This is a genomic window from Streptomyces sp. NPDC053076, from assembly GCF_044546845.1.
GTDB lineage: Bacteria > Actinomycetota > Actinomycetes > Streptomycetales > Streptomycetaceae > Streptomyces.
Window position 1 is genome coordinate 1,379,321 of sequence record NZ_JBITZL010000001.1, and the last position, 18,301, is coordinate 1,397,621.

Consider the following 18,301-nt stretch of genomic DNA (forward strand, 5'->3'; position numbering starts at 1 on the left):
CATATTCGTGATGTTCGCAGTGATGTTCGGTGGGGAAGGTGAGGCGGTCATGGTTTCCTGTGATCTCCCGATGAGTTCGCGACTGTGTTGAACACGGTGCCTCCCCCCTCCGTATGAAGACGGGGAACTCCATGTCCGACCGGCGATCACACCCACCGGCGATCACACACAGGGGACAACCTTGGTACGCAACAGGCGCAGACGCCCGACCGGCGCACGACGCGCGACCCTCGCCGCGGTCGCCCTGATGCTGGGCGGAGCCGGTATCGTCGCGGCGAACGTCTACGCCTCGGCCTCCGAGGGCTGGGGCGAGGAATCCGGCACGGACTCCGCCGGACACGTCCTGTCCACCGGCATGCCGACCATCGACTGCCCCGACGTCGGAAGTCGGCTGACGGCCGTGCCGGACGCGGCCCGCGCGGACGTCGACCGTGAACTCGCCCTGCTCGACCAGCAGACGGCGGAGGCGTACCGGCAGCTTCAGCGATGGAGTCAGGCCGGCGGCCGGGACGGTGACTCCGCAGACGACACGATCATGAACCCGCTGGAGGAGAAGCGGTCGGCGTCCATCGGACGGATCGCCGACACCATCGACCGGGCGGGGGAACGTCCGCAGGGCCTGGACACCTGGGCCGCCTGCACGTTGCGCCCCGGTGACAGCGCTCAGCCTCCGGCCTCCCAGGGTGACGGCACCCAGCCAGGCGAGGGTCAAGGGCAGAGCGGCCAAGGACAGAGTGACCAGGGGCAGAACGGCCAAGGGCAGAACGGTCAGGGGCAGAACGGCGCGGGTCAGGGCGGCAACGGACCCGTCGTCTCCGACTACGCGGACATCACCGCCGTACAGCCCGACGCGCCGGCCCCGCCCCCGCAGGCCGACGCCTCCCGGGGCACCTTCACCTCCGACTGCGGCGTCAACGCGAACGGCCTGTTCAACTCCGACAACGTCATCGTCGCCCCAGGCGTCTCCAACGGCGCCCATCACTTCCACGACTACATAGGCAATCAGTCCAACACCGCCTTCGCGAGCGACGAGGACCTGGCGAACGCCGACACGAGCTGTGTGGACCAGGGCGACAGATCGACCTACTACTGGCCGGTGCTCCGCCTGCAGAACGGCACCCAGGAACGCGATGCCGGAGCCCCGGGCGGCGGCACGGAGGGCAACGCGGGCCAGATCGTCACCCCCAAACAGGTGACGCTGACCTTCGTGGGCAACCCGCGCGGCAAGGTCACCGCCATGCCGCGCCTGCTGCGCATCATCACCGGCGACGCCAAGGCGTTCGTCAACGGCCCCGGCAACGCCAACGCGTCCTGGAGTTGCACCGGGTACGAGGACCGGCAGCTGAAGGACAAGTACCCGCTGTGCCCGTCGGGCAGCGACGTCGTGCGCACCTTCCGGTTCCAGAGCTGCTGGGACGGCCGCAACATCGACAGTGCCAACCACCGCACCCATGTGGCCTTCGCCGCGGAGGACGGTTCCTGCCCCGCCGGCTTCCAGCCCATTCCGCAGCTGGTGCAGCGCATCGTCTACGACGTCCCCGCGCCGAGCGTCGCGGACGGGGGCCGCACCGTCCCGCTGTTCGCGGTGGACTCCTTCCCCGAGCAGCTGCACAAGCCCGTCACCGACCACGGCGACTTCATCAACGTCTTCGACGAGGACCTGATGCGCGAGATGGTCGACTGTGTCAACTCCGGCCGCACCTGCGGCGCCTCCGCCGACGACTCCGGGGCGACGGGGACGCCCACGGCGAGTCCGGGCTCCGGCGCCACGGCCGTGCCCGGTGACGACGCCACCGGGAAGCCCGGCGGGGGCACCGGCACGGGTTCGAGTGGAGCCACCGGCACGGAACCCGGCGAAGGCACCGCCACGCAGCCCGGCGAAGGCACCGCCACGCAGCCCGGCGGAGGCACCGCCACGGAGCCTGGCGAGGGCGTCACCGTCGCGCCGGTCCCGTCGGCCTCCCGGCCAAGCGACGTCCCGCGGACCGGCGTGACGACCGAACCGGCCCGCACCACCAGGAAGGACACCGACGCCAAGGCCGGACCGGCCGGGACAGCGCAACCCCGGTCCACGACAGCGCAACCCCGGTCCACGACAGCGCGTTCGGCACCGGCACGGTCCGCACCGACCTCGCCCGCGCCCGACTCCTCCGCCTCGGACCAGGCCACCGCCGCCGGATACGTCCCGCCGGCGGCAGCGCAGACCGAACCCCAGGCGGCCGAGGGCGGTCTGGCAGAGACAGGAGCCCACCTGTGGCCGGCCGCCATCGGCACACTGCTCGCCCTGTCGGGCCTGTTCATGCTCCTGCGGGCCAGGCGCATGCGGTACTGACCGGCGTGCACGGCGACCTGACTGCCTGACTGCCTGACTGCCCGACACCGGGCCGTCCCGCTTGGACCCGGGTACGGCGGCCACCCCTCGGACGGGTGGCCGCCGTACCCGTGTACCGAACCCCTTGTGGGAGCGCTCCCATCAAGGCAAGGATAGGGACATGCCGTACCTGGAACAGGCCCCCGTCATCCGGCCCTACCGTTCCGCCGACCGCGACGCCGTGGCCGACGTCTGCGTCCGCACCGCGCACGCCGGAGGCGACTCCCGGGCGATCTACCCCGACCCGCGCCTCATGCCGTCGATCTTCGCCGAGCCGTACTGGCACTTCGCCCCGGACCTGGCCTTCGTACTGGACGACGGCACGGGCCGGGCCGTGGGATACATCCTCGGCACCGCGGACACCGAGCGGTTCGTCGAGGACTTCGGGCGGACCTGGATCCCCCGGCTGGCCGGCCGATACCCGGAGCCCGCCGGGCCGCCCCGCACTCCCACCGAGGAGATGATCCGGCTCCTGCACCACCCGGAACGGATGCTCGTGCCCGAACTCGCCGCCTACCCCGCCCATCTGCACATCGACCTGCTGCCCCGCTGGCAGGCGCGGGGGTACGGACGCCGCTTGCTGCACACCTTCCTGGACGCCCTGCACGGGCAGGGCGTCCAGGCGGTCCACCTGGGCATGGTCACCGCCAACACCGCGGCCCGCGCGTTCTACGACCGGGTGGGCTTCCACGAGATCCCGGTCGCGGACGCCGGTCCGCTCACCTACCTGGGCCGGGGCACGAGCCGCGACTGAGCGGGCGGCGGAGTTCAGGAGAGCGTGAGGGTCCGCTTGGCGAGGTCGTACGCGGGCCGCATCTCCTCGTGCTCCTCGGTGTCCATGCCGCCGAGGTGGAGGACGACAGGCCCGTCGGGCGTGCTGACGGCGAAGGCGCTCTCCTTCTTCGTCTCCTCCAGGAGCTTGCTGGTGTAGAGGTACTCCGCCTCCACCGCGGCGAGGCCGCCGCCGGTCTTGAAGGAGTGGTACTTCGCCTTGCTGACGTTGTCCTCGGCGGCGACGAACCGGCGCAGCACACTGCCCGCGTCCGCGTCGCCGGTCTTGCCGGTCCACACACGCAGGTAGCCGATGTTGCCGGCCGGCTTGGCATCGATCTCGCAGGCCAGGGTGACCGGTCCCTGCCGGAGGAGGGCGTCGGCGAGCGCTCCGCTCAGGTCGCCGTCCTCGCCCTTCCCGGACGTGGCCGGCTCCTTCTCCGCGTCGATCGACTCGGCCTTCCAGTGCTTGGCGATGTCGAACCTGACGGGCAGTTCACAGGCCGAACCGGCCGGGCCGATCGTGCCGCCGCGGGCCGCCGCCGTCCCCTCCGCCGCCGTGCCGCCGGCCGCAGCGCCCTTGGCGCTCGCCGACGGGCTCGCGGACGCCTTCGCGTCGTCCGCCGATTCCGCGCATCCGCCGAGCACCGCCGCGAGCGTCACCGCGACGAGCGCTCGGCCCCCGACTGCCCCCACCCTGACCTGCACTGGCGTCTCCCCTTCGGTTAAGAGCGGCCACTGTAACCGAGGGTGCCGACAGCACCGAACGCAATACTCCGGTACGCCCGGGCCCAGCGGCCCGGGGTCACTCCGCCCCGCGCCGGGCCAGCAGGAAGAGATGGGGCTCGGGCTCGGCCTCGGGGTGGGCCGGGGTGAACACCGCCTGTTCCTCGGACAGCACCGTCAGGCCCTCCTCGGTCAGCAGGCGGGTGAACGCCTCGGCGGGGAAGCTCGTCACCCGGACCGGCTGCCCCATGAAGACCCCTTCGACGTCCTCCACGTCCAGGGGCACGGTGGCCAGCGCGACCAGGCCGCCCGGTCGTACCGCCCGGGCCAGCTTCGCCACGACGGCCGTCTGTTCGGCGCGGGTCATCTGCAGCAGCGAGAAGTACCCGCACGCCGCGTCGAAGGAAGCCTCCGCCAACGGCGTCTCGCGGATGTCGGCGAGCCGGAACTCGGCGCCGGGCACCTGCCGGGCGGCCAGGCCGACCATGACGGGGGAGATGTCGATCCCCAGCACCCGGTGGCCGGCCTCGGCGAGGGTCTGCGCGGTCGGCCGTCCCGTCCCGCTGCCCACGTCCAGCACCCGGCTGCCCGGCGCCAGCAGTTCCAGCAGCCGGCCGAGCGACGCCCGGTGCGGCGCGGAGCCGGCGAACGCGTGCTCGTAGGCCGGCCCCAGTGCGTCGAACACCACGGCGGCCGGTGCCCGGCGGTCCTCCTCGGCCACGACGACTCCTCCCGTTGTCCCAGATGGCCCGCCCTCCGGCGGGCCCCGCACGGAGCCCGCCGCGGTCCGCCGTTTGCCAGGGCGGCGGACGCACGGCAGGGTGCCGGATGTGCCTACCCTGCTGATCGTCCATCACACCCCCTCGCCCAACTGCCAGGCGCTGTTCGAAGCCGTGGTGTCCGGCGCCACGGCCCCGGAGATCGAGGGCGTCCGCGTCGTACGCCGGGCGGCGCTGTCCGCCACCGCCTCCGACGTACTCGAAGCCGACGGGTACCTGCTCGGCACACCCGCCAACCTCGGCTACATGTCCGGCGCTCTCAAACACTTCTTCGACCAGATCTACTACCCCTGCCTCGACGAGGCCCGGGGCCGCCCCTTCGGCTTCTACGTCCATGGCGGCAACGACGTCACCGGCGCCGTCCGCGCCATCGAGACCGTCACCACCGGCCTCGGCTGGCGCCGGACGGCCGAACCGGTGACCGTCACCGGCGAGCCGGGCAAGGCCGACACACAGGCGTGCTGGGAACTGGGCGCCACCGTCGCGGCGGGCCTGATGCCCGACGCCTGACCGGGGCGCCCGCGCCTCCCGGCACATCGGCACCGAGGCGTTGCCCGCCCACGCGTGCGGGGACCGGGCCCGCTGCCCTGGCGCGCGTCACTCCGTGACCGAACCGGACGTCCTCGCCGACGACGGTGTCCCCACGTTGCGGCGGGCCCGTGAGCAGGTCGAAGTGGCCGGCCCACGAGCCGCCCAGGGTGGGAGGCGGTACGCGTCAGTGGCAGCGGCCGGCCGCCGTGCTGTCGTGCCGGTGCCAGACGGCGTCGACCACGCGGCCGTCGGGCAGGGTGTGCCGGGCCGGGCCCAGGTCCGGGACGAAGCCCGCGCGGGCCAGGGCCCGCCGGCTCGCGGTGTTCCCGGGCTCGGCCCCGGCCCGGACGGTGACCAGTCCGGCGTGGGCGTGGGCCAGCTCCACGCCCGCGCGGAACAGCTCCGCGCCCAGGCCCCGGCCACGGACGGCCGGCGCCAGCCAGCCGCCCATCTCACCCGTCCGGTGCTGCAGTTCGAGGCCACCGGCGTAGCTGAGGTCGGACCGGCGCACGCAGACCAGGAAGAACGGGTCGTTAGGGCCGGGAGTGTACGGCTCGGCCAGGCCGCGCGGGATCCGGCGGCCGTCGTCGCCGGCGGGCCGCCAGGCCAGCAGGGCCCGGCGGGTGCCGGGATCGGGCAGCACCTCGTCCGCCTGGGTGCCGAGCCACCGCTGTGCCTCGGCGTCCGCGCTCGCCGCGAGCCCCGCCACTATGTCCAGACGGGTCCGCGGTGTGAACAGCAGCAGCCGGTCGGTGACCAGCACATGCCGGCCGCGCTCGCACCTTCCCGGCTCGGGGAGGCCGGACGCGGTCCGGCGGCGGGGGAACAGCGACCAGACCATGGCACCCCTCGGCGGTACGGCTCGCACGGCGGACGTGGGATCCGTACCGGAAACCGGCCCGCCGAGGCAGCGCGGACGACCCGCACCGGCGGTGAATCTAGCGGGTCGCGGTCGGGTTGCCGTAGGGGCGCGGCTTGCCGCCTGCCGGGAGAGGACCGCTTCGGAGTGCGGTTCAGCCGGCCTGCTCCCGCGGGTCGGACTTGGGGCGGGTGCCGGTCCAGGAGGGGTCGGCTGCCTGGGAGGTGGTGGGGTGGAGGTGGGGCGTGGTGGAGTGCATGGCTGTCCTTCGGACGAGTGGGGGATGGTCCGGGGTGGGGGTGGAGATGGGGGATGGTCCGGGGTGAGGGTGTCGGAGGGCGCGGGGGAGCGGGGCGTCAGCGCGCCGGCGCGGAAGAGGCCCTGCCCGTGCCGGTGTCCTTCGGGGGTGGACGGTCGGTGGACGGTCAGCGGGCCGCCTGCGCCGGGACGGGCGGTGCCCAGGGCCGCGCGACCGGCGGACCGGGGACCGTCCGGGGGGCCGAGAGTATCCGCGGAGCCGGGGCGGTCTGGGGAGCCGGGGAGTGAAGGCCCGGAGGCGAGCCGGTCGGGGCCGTCGGGCCCGGGGAGTCGACCAGGACGCTCGCCTCCGGGCGGCCCGGGGACGCGGGCCGGGCCGGCAGCCGATGCGGAGGCTGCCCGCCGTCCGGTATTCGAACGGGACGTACCACGGCGTCCGCAGCCCGGCGCCGTGGCGCCGCCGTGGCCGGGAACACCTCCCCGCCCTCGACGGCGGTCCGCGCCGGTCTGCGCAGGCCGCCCGCCAGGGGGAGTCGCCGGTGGAGCGGTCGGGGGAGGGAGGGCGGAGCCATCGCCGTGCGCCTTTCGTCCGGCCTCGAGCGGGGTCGTGGGCGGCGGGCCGGCCGCCCGGACAGCAGACGTCCACCGCCTGACCGGAGGCAGTGGGGGCGGCCCGCCTTCCCAAGTCGGCCGCGCCGCCCGCTCCATGCTTCGGCCGGAGCGGTGGGCCCACTCTGGCACCTGCCAACCACGCTCCGCAACCGACAAGTTGAAATTTTCAAGTGGCCAAGTGCATGCTGCTTCCGTCAGAACGTGATCGCATGGGTGGGAAGCCGATCGCGTGCGGGGATGATCCCGGACGTGACGAGGGGGTGGGAGTGACCGCGGAGACCGACTGGGGCGGTGCCCCTTCCGTGCTGCGCATGATCCTCGGCAGACAGCTGGAGGAACTGCGCACCCGGGCCGGCCTCGGCTATGCCGAGGCGGGCGCGGCCATCGGGGTCAGCCACTCCACGATCCGCCGCATGGAAGCCGCCAAGGTGGCGCGGCTGCGGCTCGCGGACGCCGAGAAACTCCTCCAGGTCTACGGCGTCACCGACCAGGAGGAGATCGACACCTTCCTGCAGTCCGTGCGCGAGGCCAACAAGCGCGGCTGGTGGCACACGTACCGCGACGTCATGCCCGAGTGGTTCGCCGCCTACCTCAGCCTGGAACAGGCGGCCCTGCAGATGCGGGCGTACGAGAACCAGTTCGTGCACGGCCTGCTGCAGACCGAGGACTACGCCCGCGCCCTGCTCACCGCGGCCGAACCGCACCCGTCCACGGAGACCACCGAGCGCCGGCTCGCCCTGCGCATGCGCCGCCAGGAAGTGCTGGCCAGACCGACGCCGCCGCGGCTGTGGGTGGTGATGGACGAGACCGCGCTGCGCCGGCCGGTCGGCGGCCCCGAGGTGATGCGGGCGCAGATCGACCACCTCATCGAGGTCGGCCGGCTGCCCCACATCACCGTGCAGCTCATGCCGTTCGCCAACGGGCCGCATCCCGCCCTGCCGGCCGGCGCGTTCCACCTCTTCCGGTTCCGCGCCCGCGAACTGCCCGACATCGCCTACCTGAGCGGTCTCGTCGGCGCGGTCTACCTCGACAAGGCCGTCGACGTCGTGGTCTACCGGGAGGCCCTGGACCGGCTCAGCGTCCAGGCCGCGTCCGGCAGGAAGACCGAGACCCTGCTCGCCGCGCTGCGCAAGGAGTGGTGACCCGCCGCCCGAACCCGCCGCCCGCACCCCGCGACCCGCTCCGCACTCGCTGACGCGAGCCCCGCCCCCCGACTCGAATGGGAGACACGGCGTTGCCCGACAACGGATGGCCGGCCGACCGGATCGACACCGAGAACGCCCACTCCGCCCGGATCTACGACTACATCCTCGGCGGCAAGGACTACTACCCCGCCGATCAGGAAGCGGGCGACGCCATGGCCCGGGAGTGGCCCGCGCTCCCGGTGCACATGCGCGCCAACCGCGACTGGATGAACCGCGCCGCGCGATGGCTCGCCCAGGAGGCGGGCGTGCGCCAGTTCCTGGACATCGGCACCGGCATCCCGACCTCGCCCAACCTGCACGAGATCGCGCAGGCGGTGGCGCCCGAGTCGCGGGTCGTCTACGTCGACAACGACCCGATCGTGCTCACCCTCTCCCGGGGCCTGCTGGCCAGCGTCCCGGAGGGCCGGACCGCGTACCTCGAGGCCGACTTCCGGGACCCGGCGGCCATCCTGAACGCCCCCGTGCTGAGCGAGACCCTGGACCTGAACCGGCCCGTCGCCCTCACCGTCATCGCGATCGTGCACTTCATGCTGGACGCGGACGACGCGGTCGGCGTGGTGCGCCGGCTGCTGGAGCCGCTGCCTTCGGGCAGCTACCTCGCGATGTCCATCGCCACCGCCGAGTTCGCCCCTGAGGAGGTGGGCCGGGTGGCCCACGAGTACGCGGCCCGCAACATGCCGATGCGGCTGCGCACGCTGGACGAGGCCCACGAGTTCTTCGCGGGCCTGGAACTGGTCGAACCCGGCATCGTCCAGGTGCACAAGTGGCACCCCGACGGCAACGGCGAGCAGGGCATCCGGGACGAGGACATCGCCATGTACGGCGCGGTCGCCCGCAAGCCGTGACAGACCCGGGGCCGGGGTCCGAACCACCTCCCGGACCCCGGCCCCGCCCCCGGCCCCGGTAGCCGCCGGGCGGGCGCCCGGCGGCTACCGTGAGCCCCATGTACACCACCCGCGTCGTCCGACATGTGCAGGCGCCCCCGCACGCCGTCTACCGGGTGCTGACCGACCCCGGCGCCGTCGCCGCCTGGCGGGTGCCGGCCGGTATGACCGCCCATGTGCACACGTTCGACGCCCGCGAGGGCGGCCGCTTCCGGATCTCCCTCACCTACGACGACCCGTCCGCCGCCGGCAAGTCCGGCGGCCGCACGGACACCTACCGGGGCCACTTCGCCCGGCTGGTTCCCGACGCACTGGTGGTCGAGGTCTTCGCCTTCGAGACCGGCGACGAGGCGCTGCGCTCGCCCATGACCATGACGACGACGCTCACCGCGGCCGGCGGCGGCACGGACGTGGAGATCCGGCACGAGGGCGTCCCCGACGCGATCCCCCCGGGGGACAACGAACTGGGCACCCGTATGGCCCTGGACAACCTCGCCCGTCTCGCCGAGGAGCGGCAGTCGCCGGAACCGGAATGACCGGAAGACGGGCGTGACGCGTCCGGAACCGGCACAGCCTTTTCGTGCCTCAGGTGCGGCTGATCCCCCCGGAAAGAAGGCGCTGAGAAGCGGAACCACGCCGCGGGAAATGCGGTCTTACGGACCGTCGATGGACGGGATCGGCCCGGGAGCGAAGTATCCGGGGGAATGAGACACATGTCCGTCGGTATGACCGCCCGTGGCCGCAAGACCCTTCTCGCCGCCGCGGCCCTCACCGCCGGCCTGTCACCGGGTGCGGGCCCCGCCCCGCCCCATTCGGGGCGGGGCCCACGCCTTTGAACGGAGCGGTTCAGCCGCGGCCGGCCATGATCCGCCGTACGCGGTCGGGGCAGTCGGTGATGATCCCGTCGACGCCCAGGTCCATCGGGGCCTCGACGGCGCCTGCTGTGCCCAAAATGTTCTATATAGGCCACTTCCCACTCTCACGAACACGCCCAAATCACTTTGAGACAGTCACGCGGGACTCGTCCTTGCCTTGAGCTGGGCATCGCTACGGTGTGCTTACAGAAAGGCACGTTGCGTGTCGATCCGTGCGAACGATACAGGTGAGCAGCGGACAGGGCCTGGACCGTCTGCGATGGGGCGGGGCAGGTTCGGGCTGTGACTCTGCTGCGACAGCAGGCAGGAGCGCAGGATGGCGACAGAAGAACAAGCAGTGCAGGAAAGCGGTGTCCTCGAGGACGGCAGCCGGGCGACACCCCCGTCACAGGCGGAAGTCGCCAAGGCGGAGGCGGCCCGAAAGGAGCTCGGCGCGCGGGGCTATGACGTCTCGGTCAAGACGTTCTGGTGGGGCTTTGAGATCCACCTCAACGCTGAGGCGGCCGCGTTGGCGGGCGACATCGCGGAACTCATCGGTGACGTGGCGGGAGAGGCGCTGCCGTCGCCGATGAACAAGATCGTTGAGGCGTACTGCAAGATCAAGGCGTTGTGGATCAAGGAGGTCGGCAACACCTACGGCTGCAAGCTGGTCTCCCCCTGGATCGCTCCGGGCATGCTCATCCCGATCAGTCTCAAGCCCAAGGAGGACACCAGCCTGTGGTGGACGGTCTACGAGACCCGGGAGGAATGGAGCAAGGACGAGAAGTTCACCGCCCACCACAGCGCCTCGAACCCGGCGCTGGCCGAACACCAGGGCAAGCTGTACTGCGCCCACCGCGGCTCACCATCTGACTCCAGGCTCTGGTGGACGGTCTACGACCCCGACAAGGGTTGGAGCGAGGACACTCCTTTCGGGGCCCATTCGAGCGAAGGTGGACCGGCGCTGGCCTCCTTCGAGGGGCGGCTCCACTGCGTGCACCGGGGCAGCGGCAATGACAAGGACCTCTGGCACACCACCTTTGACCCGGCCGCGGGAAGGTGGAGTGCCGACACCCCTCTCGGTGCCCACTCCAGCTCCGTGGGCCCAGCCCTGGCGGTGTTCGGCAACGAGCTTCACTGCGTCCACCGGGGCAGTGACTCGGCGCACCTGTGGCACACCACCTGGACCCCGTCCACGGGATGGACCCGCGACGTCAGGCTGAACGTCGGTACCTCGGCGAACCCGGCCCTGGCGGTCTACGACGGCAGGCTGCACTGCGTGTACCGCGGCAACAACACCACCGCCCTGCAGCACATCAGCTACAGCACCAGCGGCGGATGGGGCACCGAGCGCCCACTGCCTGCCCATCACAGTCTGGAAGGGCCGGGCCTGGCCCTGTTCGACGGCAAGCTGTACTGCATCCACCGCGGCCACGGCGGCAACGACCAGAAACTGTGGTGGGCCACCTACACCACCAACGGCGGCTGGAGTGCCGACAAGGACTTCCCCGCCCACTCCAGCGGAGCGGGCCCCGCGGTGATCGCCTACCGCGACAAGTACGGGGACAAAAACCAGCTCCTCGTCGTCCACCGCGGCTACGGCAACCGCGCCGCCGGCACCGACACCGCCGAGGACGAAGCGCGCCTCGCCGCGGAACAACGCGCATGGGCCGCAGAAACGGCCACATCCTGATCTGAGCCCAGGACGATCCGGCGGAGGCTGCCCCAGGCGAGTGCCGCCGGGCCATGGCCGGATCGCTCCTGCGACTGCACGCGATAGCCGTGCGAGGGAGGGACACCGAGCGGCAGTCCGGCCTATGGAACGATCTGCCGTACTTCCCACCCCGCAGCAGCCAGGGAAGTCCGGCATTGGTGAACTCTGCTCAGCCGCCGACCAGGCTGATCCGCAGCAGCTGACCGATGACATAGCGGCGGGCCTGCGCGCGGCCCTGAAGAACATAAGCACGGCGCGCAGGCGGCTGTGTGGCGCCGTCTGGGACGCGCGGACAAGCAGACACTGACCGACGCGCTCGACAATCCCGACGGCGACGCTCTCCACTGCCGCCATGCCGCCCGCGCCGAAGCGGAGGAAGAACGGTGCCGGGCCGCTGAGCGGAAGGCCGGGTGGCCGGTGTGCAAGCGGTGCGGGCGGAAGTTCACCGGCCGGCGGTGGGAGGAGACCACCATGCACAGCCAGGTGCCAACGGCCGGTGACCTGTCCGTGTGCGGGACGTGCAGCGCCGACGACATCGCCCGCGAGAAGACCGCCGCCCAAGCCGCCCGCGTCCAGGCCGCCACCTCATTTGAGCCGGAGCACACGAGCCGGGCAGGAGCCGCGGCTGGTTCCGCCGCCGATCCCGACACGCCCAGATACGCCACGTGCCCGGGGGACCAGCACGACCGCCATCAGGTCGCGGTGGGGCTGCACGTCGCGCGGATCGGCCTGTTCTGGCGCAGTGCTTTCCAGTCGTCCTCAAGGATGGAGTATTGGAGCATGTCGTGCCAGATGCCATCGACGTGCGCGAAGTGCCGAAGTCGCGCTTCGTTAATGAATACACCGCTTTTGTCCAGGGCGCGGATCGCCGCGGTGTTGGTGGGCATCAGGAGGCACCACATGCGGTGCAGGGCGAGGCGGTCGAAGGCCAGGACAGCGAGGAGCGAGCCGACCTCCGCACCGAGGCCGGTGTTGGTGTGGTCGGGGCTCAGGGCGATGCCGAACTCGGCGGCGCGGTGGTTGCAGGCGACGAATTGGTCGGTGGAGGGTGGGGTGAGGGAGAGCTTGGCGGTGCCGATGAGTTCGTCGGTGTCACGGATGACGACGCCCAGCCGGTAGAAGGTACGGGGGTCCTGCCGGGCTTGCGTGCAGGCGTGGTCGATCACGGCACGTGCGCCGGCGGCGGTCAATGGCTGGGAGCCGTAGCAGCGGGTGGTGCGGGAGTCGCCGAAGATGTCCAGAACGGCGTCGGCGTCGGCGTGTTCCAACTCGCGCAGGCGCAGGACGGTTCCCTCCACCGGCACGAGGGGAGTACTCGGGACGGACGTCGGTGGCGGGGGCGGCGCCTCGGATAGGGGCGTGTTCACGCAGCTGTACTCGGCTTTGTCGGGAAGGGTGGTCATCAGCGCTCCTCGCGGGTGTGGGACCGCTGGGCGGTGGCTGGCCAGCCAGGGTGGGGGACGGGTGCGAAGAGCAGGCGGGTCACGGACAGGGGCCCGTACGAGCGCAGCCCGGGCACACGGTCAACCGCAGGTGCCACCCGGCCCCACCACAGGCCCGCTCCACGGGGCACGCGCACCGGCAACGCGGCGGCCACCCCCGGGCAGGCCCGCAGTTCGCGCAGCCGTGCGGGTGTCATACCCCACGACATCGGCGGTGGCCGGTACCCGGCCGGATAGCGGAACCAGCCACGGACGGTGCCTGCGGTGAACCATGCCGGTGGGGTGTCGAACACCAACTGCGCCCGCGGCAAACGCATTGCGCACGCCTCCAACAGGGCCCGTACACGGTCCCAGGCCATATACATCAGCACACCCTGTGCCAGGACGAGGACACCTTCCGAGGCGTCGACCTCCCCCGTCCACCGCTCGTCCAGGAGGCAACCGGTCAAAGTCCGGCACCGGTCAGTGTCCGGGAGTAACCGGCGACGCAGTGCGGCCGACTCGGCGAGTTCGACCCCCAGCCACTGCACCATGCCGTTGTCCACTCGCCAGAACTGCGTTTCCAGCCCCTCGCCCAGACAGACCACCGTGCCGCGCGGATGCCGGGCCAGGAAGGCGCGCACCTCACGGTCGTAACACCGCGCCCGCACCGCCATGCCCCGGGCCCATCCGCGGTTGTCCGTGCCGAAGCGCTGCGCGAACGGGTAGTCCAAGGCCTCGACCAGTTCGATGGCCTTGGGGTCGGCCAGGCCGCATTCGGGATCGCGGGCTGCCAGGGAGCGGTGGTACAGCGTCCACAGCGCCGTCTCACCCACCGCATCGGTCATCGGTTCCTGCCCCAAGAAATCCACCGCCTCAACATGCCGCACCGCCTGTGGGCCGACCACGGAAAACTCGGGACATGACGCGCACCAAACCACCCGAACGAATGGAAGGTTGCAGGTGTGAGGAGATCAGCTTCACGAACTGCCGCAGGCCCTGCACTTTTACCCGACCCGAACGCCAAGACGCGGCAGCGCCCTTGCTCGCGGGTTACCGGCTGTGGTCGGGGGCGTGACAGAGACCGGCTTTCGGGAGACCCCAAACCAAGATCGCCAGGTGACCCTCGGGCAGGTGGCGGCCCGCGGGCCTCGGTGAGAAGCCGGAGAGTGATGACGGCCTCGGTCAGGTACAACGCGCCCGCGAGCGCCCCGGAATCTTCGTGGACTGCGTCGAGGGCTGAGAAGCCGTGGCTCAGTACGTTGCGGATGCGGGTTGTCACATAGGCCCACGGTCTGGCTGCGCCACTGAAGAGCCACTCGCAGACCTCGGGCCCGAGCTCTTCGGCCAGCGCCAGGAGACGCCTTCTCCAGCGTCCGGCCTGGCGCACCGTACGCGGCTGATGGTGCTGGCGGTCGTTGCCGCGCACGGTCGTCGGCGACGTCCAGGAAGACTATGCAGTCCTGTTCTGCTGGATCACAACGGCCTGCGAACAGTCGGGCCGATGGCCTGCGCTTTGGCTGATGACGGCTTGAGCCAAGACGGATCGAAGCACCGAAACGGTGCCTCGAAAGACGTAGGGGCGCGAGTCATAGCGCGTGGCCACGCTCGGCGAGTGGCCGAATAGCGCAAGGTCCGAACGCTGCCTCTTCACCAGTAGTTCCGGAGCGGGCGGATGCGCCCGCCGTCAGGCGTCGGGGTCGAAGGGGATGCCCGACGGCATGGAATGGGCCAGCGCGTACTGGAAGTCGCCGTCCCCGATCTTGATGGTGGCCGCGCCGAAGTCGGCGCTCAGCAGCTTGTCGCGATAGCCCGCGGGGTAGCCGTTCCAGCCCACCAGACGCGGGTAGAACCAGCCGCCGGTGGCATTCTCCGGCGGCTCGTCGTTCGAGTTGGCGAACCGGAAGCAGTGGGTGGAGACGCCGTCCTTGTGGTAGACGACCTTCGGGTGGGTGCCGTCGAAACGCACCGCGGACCGGGCCGCCACCTGGTAGCCGGAGTGCTGGGAGACCGAGACGTACTGGACGGTGTCGTCCTTGATCCACACCACGACGTGCTCCCAGTCGTGGGTGTGCCCGATGGCCGCGGGCCCGAGGGTCGCCTGGTCCTTCTCGAAGTAGCTGGCGTACATCACGGCGCACCAGCCGTTGTCGCACTTCTCGCGCGAGTAGGTGTTGGCGTTGGCGAGCTGTGCGGAGTCGTGGCAGTGGCCGTTGACATCGCCGCCGAGCTTCAGGCCGGGGTTGAGCGCGCCGTCGCTGCCGATGGCCGCCGTGGCGTAGCAGCCGTCGCCGTCGTAGTCGTAGGCGGGGGAGAAGGTCTGTTCCAGACCGTCGGCGTTCTGTGGCAGCAGGTGCAGGACGCTCGCGTCGGCGGTGGCGGGCACGGTGAGGACGAGGGCGAGCGCGCCGAGGGCGGCGGCGAGCGCGGAGGGCAAGTGACGCACGGGGGCTCCCTGTTGTCGAGGCGCCGCAGATTCTCGCAACGCCCCGGCGGGGCGGGCCACCCTCTGAACTGAACTTTGCCGCAAGGTCGGTTGAACGCCGACGCCGGCACGACCGGAATCCGTGACGGCGTGGCGTCGCGCGCGGACCGTGCCCACCGCTCACCCGCCCCGGGCCTCACCCGCCCCGGGCCTCACTCGCCCCGGAGCCGTCATCCGCGCCGGGGTCTCCTCCGCGCCGGCGTCATCGCGCCGGTCTCATCCGCGCCTGAGTCTCCTCCATCGGTCTCATCCATGCCGGTCTCATCCATGCCGGGGTCATCCATGCCGGGGTCATCCACGCCGGGGTCGCCCGGGCCCGGTGCTCAGCCGACCGGGACGCTCACCTGTGCCGGGTGCTCACTTCTGGTGGGTCATGTCGCCGCGGCCGTGGTGCCGGCGGCGGTCGGCGGGGGTGCGGTGCAGGGCGATGAGCGCGGCGTCGTCGCCGAGCCGGCCGCCCGCGTGGGCGAGCAGATCGCGCCGCAGGTGGTGCATCAGCGCCTCGGGGCTGTCGTCGGTCCACCGCGCGACCCGGTCGACGAGGGGATAGAACCGGCCGCGCTCGTCGCGGGCCTCCACGACCCCGTCCGTGTACAGCAGCAGCGTGTCACCCGGCTCGAAGGAGAACACGTCCAGCGTGTGCTCGGCGCCGCTGTGCACCCCGAGCGGCGGCGACGGGTGCAGGCTCGGCACCGTGACGACATGGCCGGGGCTCAGCAGCAGCGGCGGCGGGTGGCCACAGCTGGTCATCCGGGTGACGGGGTCGCGGTTCGGGATCTCCACCAGCAGCGCGGTGGCGAACCGCTCGCCCGCCTCCTCCGGCGAGTCCAGTTCCGCCGCGTAGCGGGTGATGCTCTGGTCCAGCGCGGTGGCCAGCTCCGCGAGCTGCTTGTGCCGGTGCGCGCTCTCCCGGAAGGCGCCGAGCAGCAGCGCCGCCTCGCCGATGGCGGGCAGGCCCTTGCCGCGGACGTCACCGATCAGGACGCGTACGGCGCCGTCGCTGAGGGTCGTGGCGTACAGGTCCCCGCCGATCTGTGCCTCGTCCTCCGCGGCCAGGTACAGCGAGGCGATCCGCAGCGTGCCGATCTGCTCGGGCAGCGGCCACATCAGGACGTGCTGCGCGGCCTCGGCGACCGTGCGGACCTGCGCCAGCTGGGCCTGCCGGCGCTCACGCAGGGCGCTGTACAGGATCGTGAGCACCACGAGGACCGAGAGGGTGATGATCTGCACGATGTGGTTCGTCGTGCCGATCCCGCCGTGGTGGATGCCGATGAAGATCTGCGCCATGACCGCCAGCGCGCCGATGCCCGCCGTGGTCCGGGGGCCGGCGAAGGAGGGGGTGAGCGCGGGCGCGATCACCAGGGCCGGCCCTAGATGTATGTCGGTGGGGGTGCGCAGGTCCACCACCGTGATCACCACGATGAGCGCGACGGGGAGCAGCAGCAGCGCGTGTGCCGACTGCCACGGCTGCACTTGGCCCGCGCGCCGGAGCCGGGGTGTCATGCCTTCCAGGGTGCGCCGTGACCGGTCGGGCGGCCACTCGCCGTGCAAGCGCGACGGCGGAAGCGGCGCACGTCACACGGGAAGAATTGGAATCGGGCATTCCGGGCGACTCTTCGATTCTCGTGTATTGGACACTGATCGCTTTTGCCTTCGTTCGCGAGATCAGCGGCAGCGGCGCGGTCGCGGACCTCGACGGCAACAAGGCCGTCCACATCCTGACCTGTCTCAGCCTGATCGCAGCCGCGACCGCCATCAGTTGCCGCGGTATGACGACGACGAAGGGCGTGCAGTACGCGCTGGTGGGACTCCAGCTCGTGGTGCTCGCCCTTTTCGTCGTCCTCGCCCTGCACCGGGCCCCACCGGCGCCTGTTCCGGCCACGCCGACTTCTCCTGGTCCTGGCTGAACCCCTTCGCGGTGAAGTCCTTCGCCTCCTTCAGCGCCGGCCTCTCCCTGTCGATCTTCATGTACTGGGGCTGGGACACCTGCCTGACCGCCAACGAGGAGACCGTCGGCAGCGAGAAGACGCCCGGCAGGGCCGCCCTCATCGCGATGGTCGTTCTGGTCGGCTCCTACCTGACCACCGCCGTCGCCTCGCAGATGGCCGTCGGTTCCGGCACCGGGGGGCTGGGCCTCGCCAACCCGGACACCTCCGACAACGTCTTCGCCGCCCTGGCCGGCCCGGTCATGGGCCACGCACTCGGCATCCTGCTCTTCGCCGCCGTCCTCGCCTCGGTCGCCGCCAGCCTCCAGACCACGTTCATCCCGGTCGCCCGCACGGTCCTCGCCATGTCGACGTACCAGGCGCTGCCCCCCTCCTACGCGCGCGTCCACGAGCGGTTCCGCACTCCTGGCCGGGCCACCGTCACCGCCGGCGTCGCCACCGGGGTCTTCTACGCGGTCATGTCGCTGCTCAGCGAGCACGTCCTGGTCGACACCATCTACGCCCTCGGCCTGATGATCTGCTTCTACTACGCGCTCACCGCGTTCGCCTGCGCCTGGTTCTTCCGCCGCGACCTCACCCGCTCCGCCCGCGACGCCCTCTTCAAGGGCCTCTTCCCGGTCCTCGGCGGCCTGCTGCTCACCGCCGTGTTCGGCAAGACGCTGTACGACATGTGGAACCCGGCCTACGGCAGCGGCTCCGCCGTTCTCGGCGTCGGCTCCGTCTTCGTCATCGGGGTCGGCCTGCTCCTCCTCGGCCTGGTGATCATGCTGGTGATGCGGCGCCGCAACCCGGCCTTCTTCCGCGGGCAGGTCCTCACCGCCGGAACACCGGCCCTCGTCGTCGAGGAGTGAAGCTCGCGGTGCGCCCCGTGTCGGTGGCGGCGCG

Annotated in this window: 14 protein-coding genes and 2 pseudogenes; 8 read left to right on the plus strand and 8 right to left on the minus strand. The window is 71.4% G+C overall.

All coding sequences use genetic code 11. The annotated features are described in order from the left end of the window. Positions 1 to 247: 247 nt before the first annotated feature. Positions 248 to 2,332 carry a DUF1996 domain-containing protein gene (locus ACIGYR_RS05515; protein WP_399602325.1) on the plus strand — a complete coding sequence of 695 codons (2,085 nt, stop codon included), beginning with the start codon at positions 248 to 250 and terminating at the stop codon, positions 2,330 to 2,332. A 160-nt stretch (positions 2,333 to 2,492) separates the two neighbouring features. Next, positions 2,493 to 3,125, plus strand: a complete 633-nt coding sequence (locus ACIGYR_RS05520; protein ID WP_399601497.1) for a GNAT family N-acetyltransferase — start codon at positions 2,493 to 2,495, stop codon at positions 3,123 to 3,125. A gap of 14 nt (positions 3,126 to 3,139) precedes the next feature. Here the strand turns inward: ACIGYR_RS05520 and ACIGYR_RS05525 are convergent, their stop codons facing one another. Then, positions 3,140 to 3,850 carry a lipoprotein gene (locus ACIGYR_RS05525; protein ID WP_399601499.1) on the minus strand — a complete coding sequence of 237 codons (711 nt, stop codon included), beginning with the start codon at positions 3,848 to 3,850 and terminating at the stop codon, positions 3,140 to 3,142. A 97-nt stretch (positions 3,851 to 3,947) separates the two neighbouring features. After that, entirely contained in the window at positions 3,948 to 4,589 is a 642-nt protein-coding gene (locus ACIGYR_RS05530) for a class I SAM-dependent methyltransferase (RefSeq protein ID WP_391837500.1), read from the minus strand. Between the two features lie 109 nt (positions 4,590 to 4,698). Here ACIGYR_RS05530 and ACIGYR_RS05535 point away from each other — a divergent pair, with 109 nt between their 5' ends. Next, complete coding sequence (locus ACIGYR_RS05535; protein ID WP_399601504.1) at positions 4,699 to 5,157, plus strand: flavodoxin family protein; 459 nt, start codon at positions 4,699 to 4,701, stop codon at positions 5,155 to 5,157. 85 nt (positions 5,158 to 5,242) lie between these two features. Here ACIGYR_RS05535 and ACIGYR_RS05540 read toward each other — a convergent pair. Beyond that, positions 5,243 to 5,356 (minus strand): annotated as a pseudogene (locus ACIGYR_RS05540) (antibiotic acetyltransferase); the annotation flags it as partial. A gap of 6 nt (positions 5,357 to 5,362) precedes the next feature. Continuing rightward, positions 5,363 to 6,019, minus strand: coding sequence for a GNAT family N-acetyltransferase (locus ACIGYR_RS05545; RefSeq protein WP_399601506.1), 657 nt, complete (start codon positions 6,017 to 6,019; stop codon positions 5,363 to 5,365). Between the two features lie 1,154 nt (positions 6,020 to 7,173). On the opposite strand from ACIGYR_RS05545, the gene ACIGYR_RS05550 reads away from it, so the two are divergent. The 4 genes from ACIGYR_RS05550 to ACIGYR_RS05565 all read left to right on the plus strand — a co-directional run bounded on the left by ACIGYR_RS05550 (position 7,174) and on the right by ACIGYR_RS05565 (position 11,543). Continuing rightward, the gene (locus ACIGYR_RS05550) at positions 7,174 to 8,049 is read left to right on the plus strand and encodes a helix-turn-helix domain-containing protein (protein ID WP_399601509.1); all 876 of its coding nucleotides are present in this window, start codon (positions 7,174 to 7,176) and stop codon (positions 8,047 to 8,049) included. Positions 8,050 to 8,141: 92 nt separating this feature from the next. Then, entirely contained in the window at positions 8,142 to 8,957 is an 816-nt protein-coding gene (locus tag ACIGYR_RS05555; protein WP_399601512.1) for an SAM-dependent methyltransferase, read from the plus strand. Positions 8,958 to 9,055: 98 nt separating this feature from the next. Further along, a complete protein-coding gene (locus tag ACIGYR_RS05560) occupies positions 9,056 to 9,532 on the plus strand; it encodes an SRPBCC domain-containing protein (RefSeq protein WP_399601515.1) in 477 nt (158 codons plus the stop codon). Positions 9,533 to 10,187: 655 nt separating this feature from the next. Next, the gene (locus tag ACIGYR_RS05565; RefSeq protein ID WP_399601518.1) at positions 10,188 to 11,543 is read left to right on the plus strand and encodes a hypothetical protein; all 1,356 of its coding nucleotides are present in this window, start codon (positions 10,188 to 10,190) and stop codon (positions 11,541 to 11,543) included. A 713-nt stretch (positions 11,544 to 12,256) separates the two neighbouring features. Here ACIGYR_RS05565 and ACIGYR_RS05570 read toward each other — a convergent pair. The 4 genes from ACIGYR_RS05570 to ACIGYR_RS05585 form a co-directional block, all read right to left on the minus strand. Next, on the minus strand, positions 12,257 to 12,967 hold the full coding sequence (locus tag ACIGYR_RS05570; RefSeq protein WP_399601521.1) for a GNAT family N-acetyltransferase: 711 nt from the start codon (positions 12,965 to 12,967) through the stop codon (positions 12,257 to 12,259). Next, a complete protein-coding gene (locus tag ACIGYR_RS05575; RefSeq protein ID WP_399601524.1) occupies positions 12,967 to 13,833 on the minus strand; it encodes a class I SAM-dependent methyltransferase in 867 nt (288 codons plus the stop codon). Before ACIGYR_RS05575 ends, ACIGYR_RS05570 begins: the two co-directional genes overlap by 1 nt. 839 nt (positions 13,834 to 14,672) lie before the next feature. Next, complete coding sequence (locus ACIGYR_RS05580; protein WP_399601527.1) at positions 14,673 to 15,431, minus strand: NPP1 family protein; 759 nt, start codon at positions 15,429 to 15,431, stop codon at positions 14,673 to 14,675. A gap of 396 nt (positions 15,432 to 15,827) precedes the next feature. Then, entirely contained in the window at positions 15,828 to 16,973 is a 1,146-nt protein-coding gene (locus ACIGYR_RS05585; RefSeq protein WP_399601530.1) for a PP2C family protein-serine/threonine phosphatase, read from the minus strand. 158 nt (positions 16,974 to 17,131) lie between these two features. Here ACIGYR_RS05585 and ACIGYR_RS05590 point away from each other — a divergent pair. Next, positions 17,132 to 18,267 (plus strand): annotated as a pseudogene (locus ACIGYR_RS05590) (APC family permease); the annotation flags it as partial. Positions 18,268 to 18,301 lie beyond the last annotated feature (34 nt).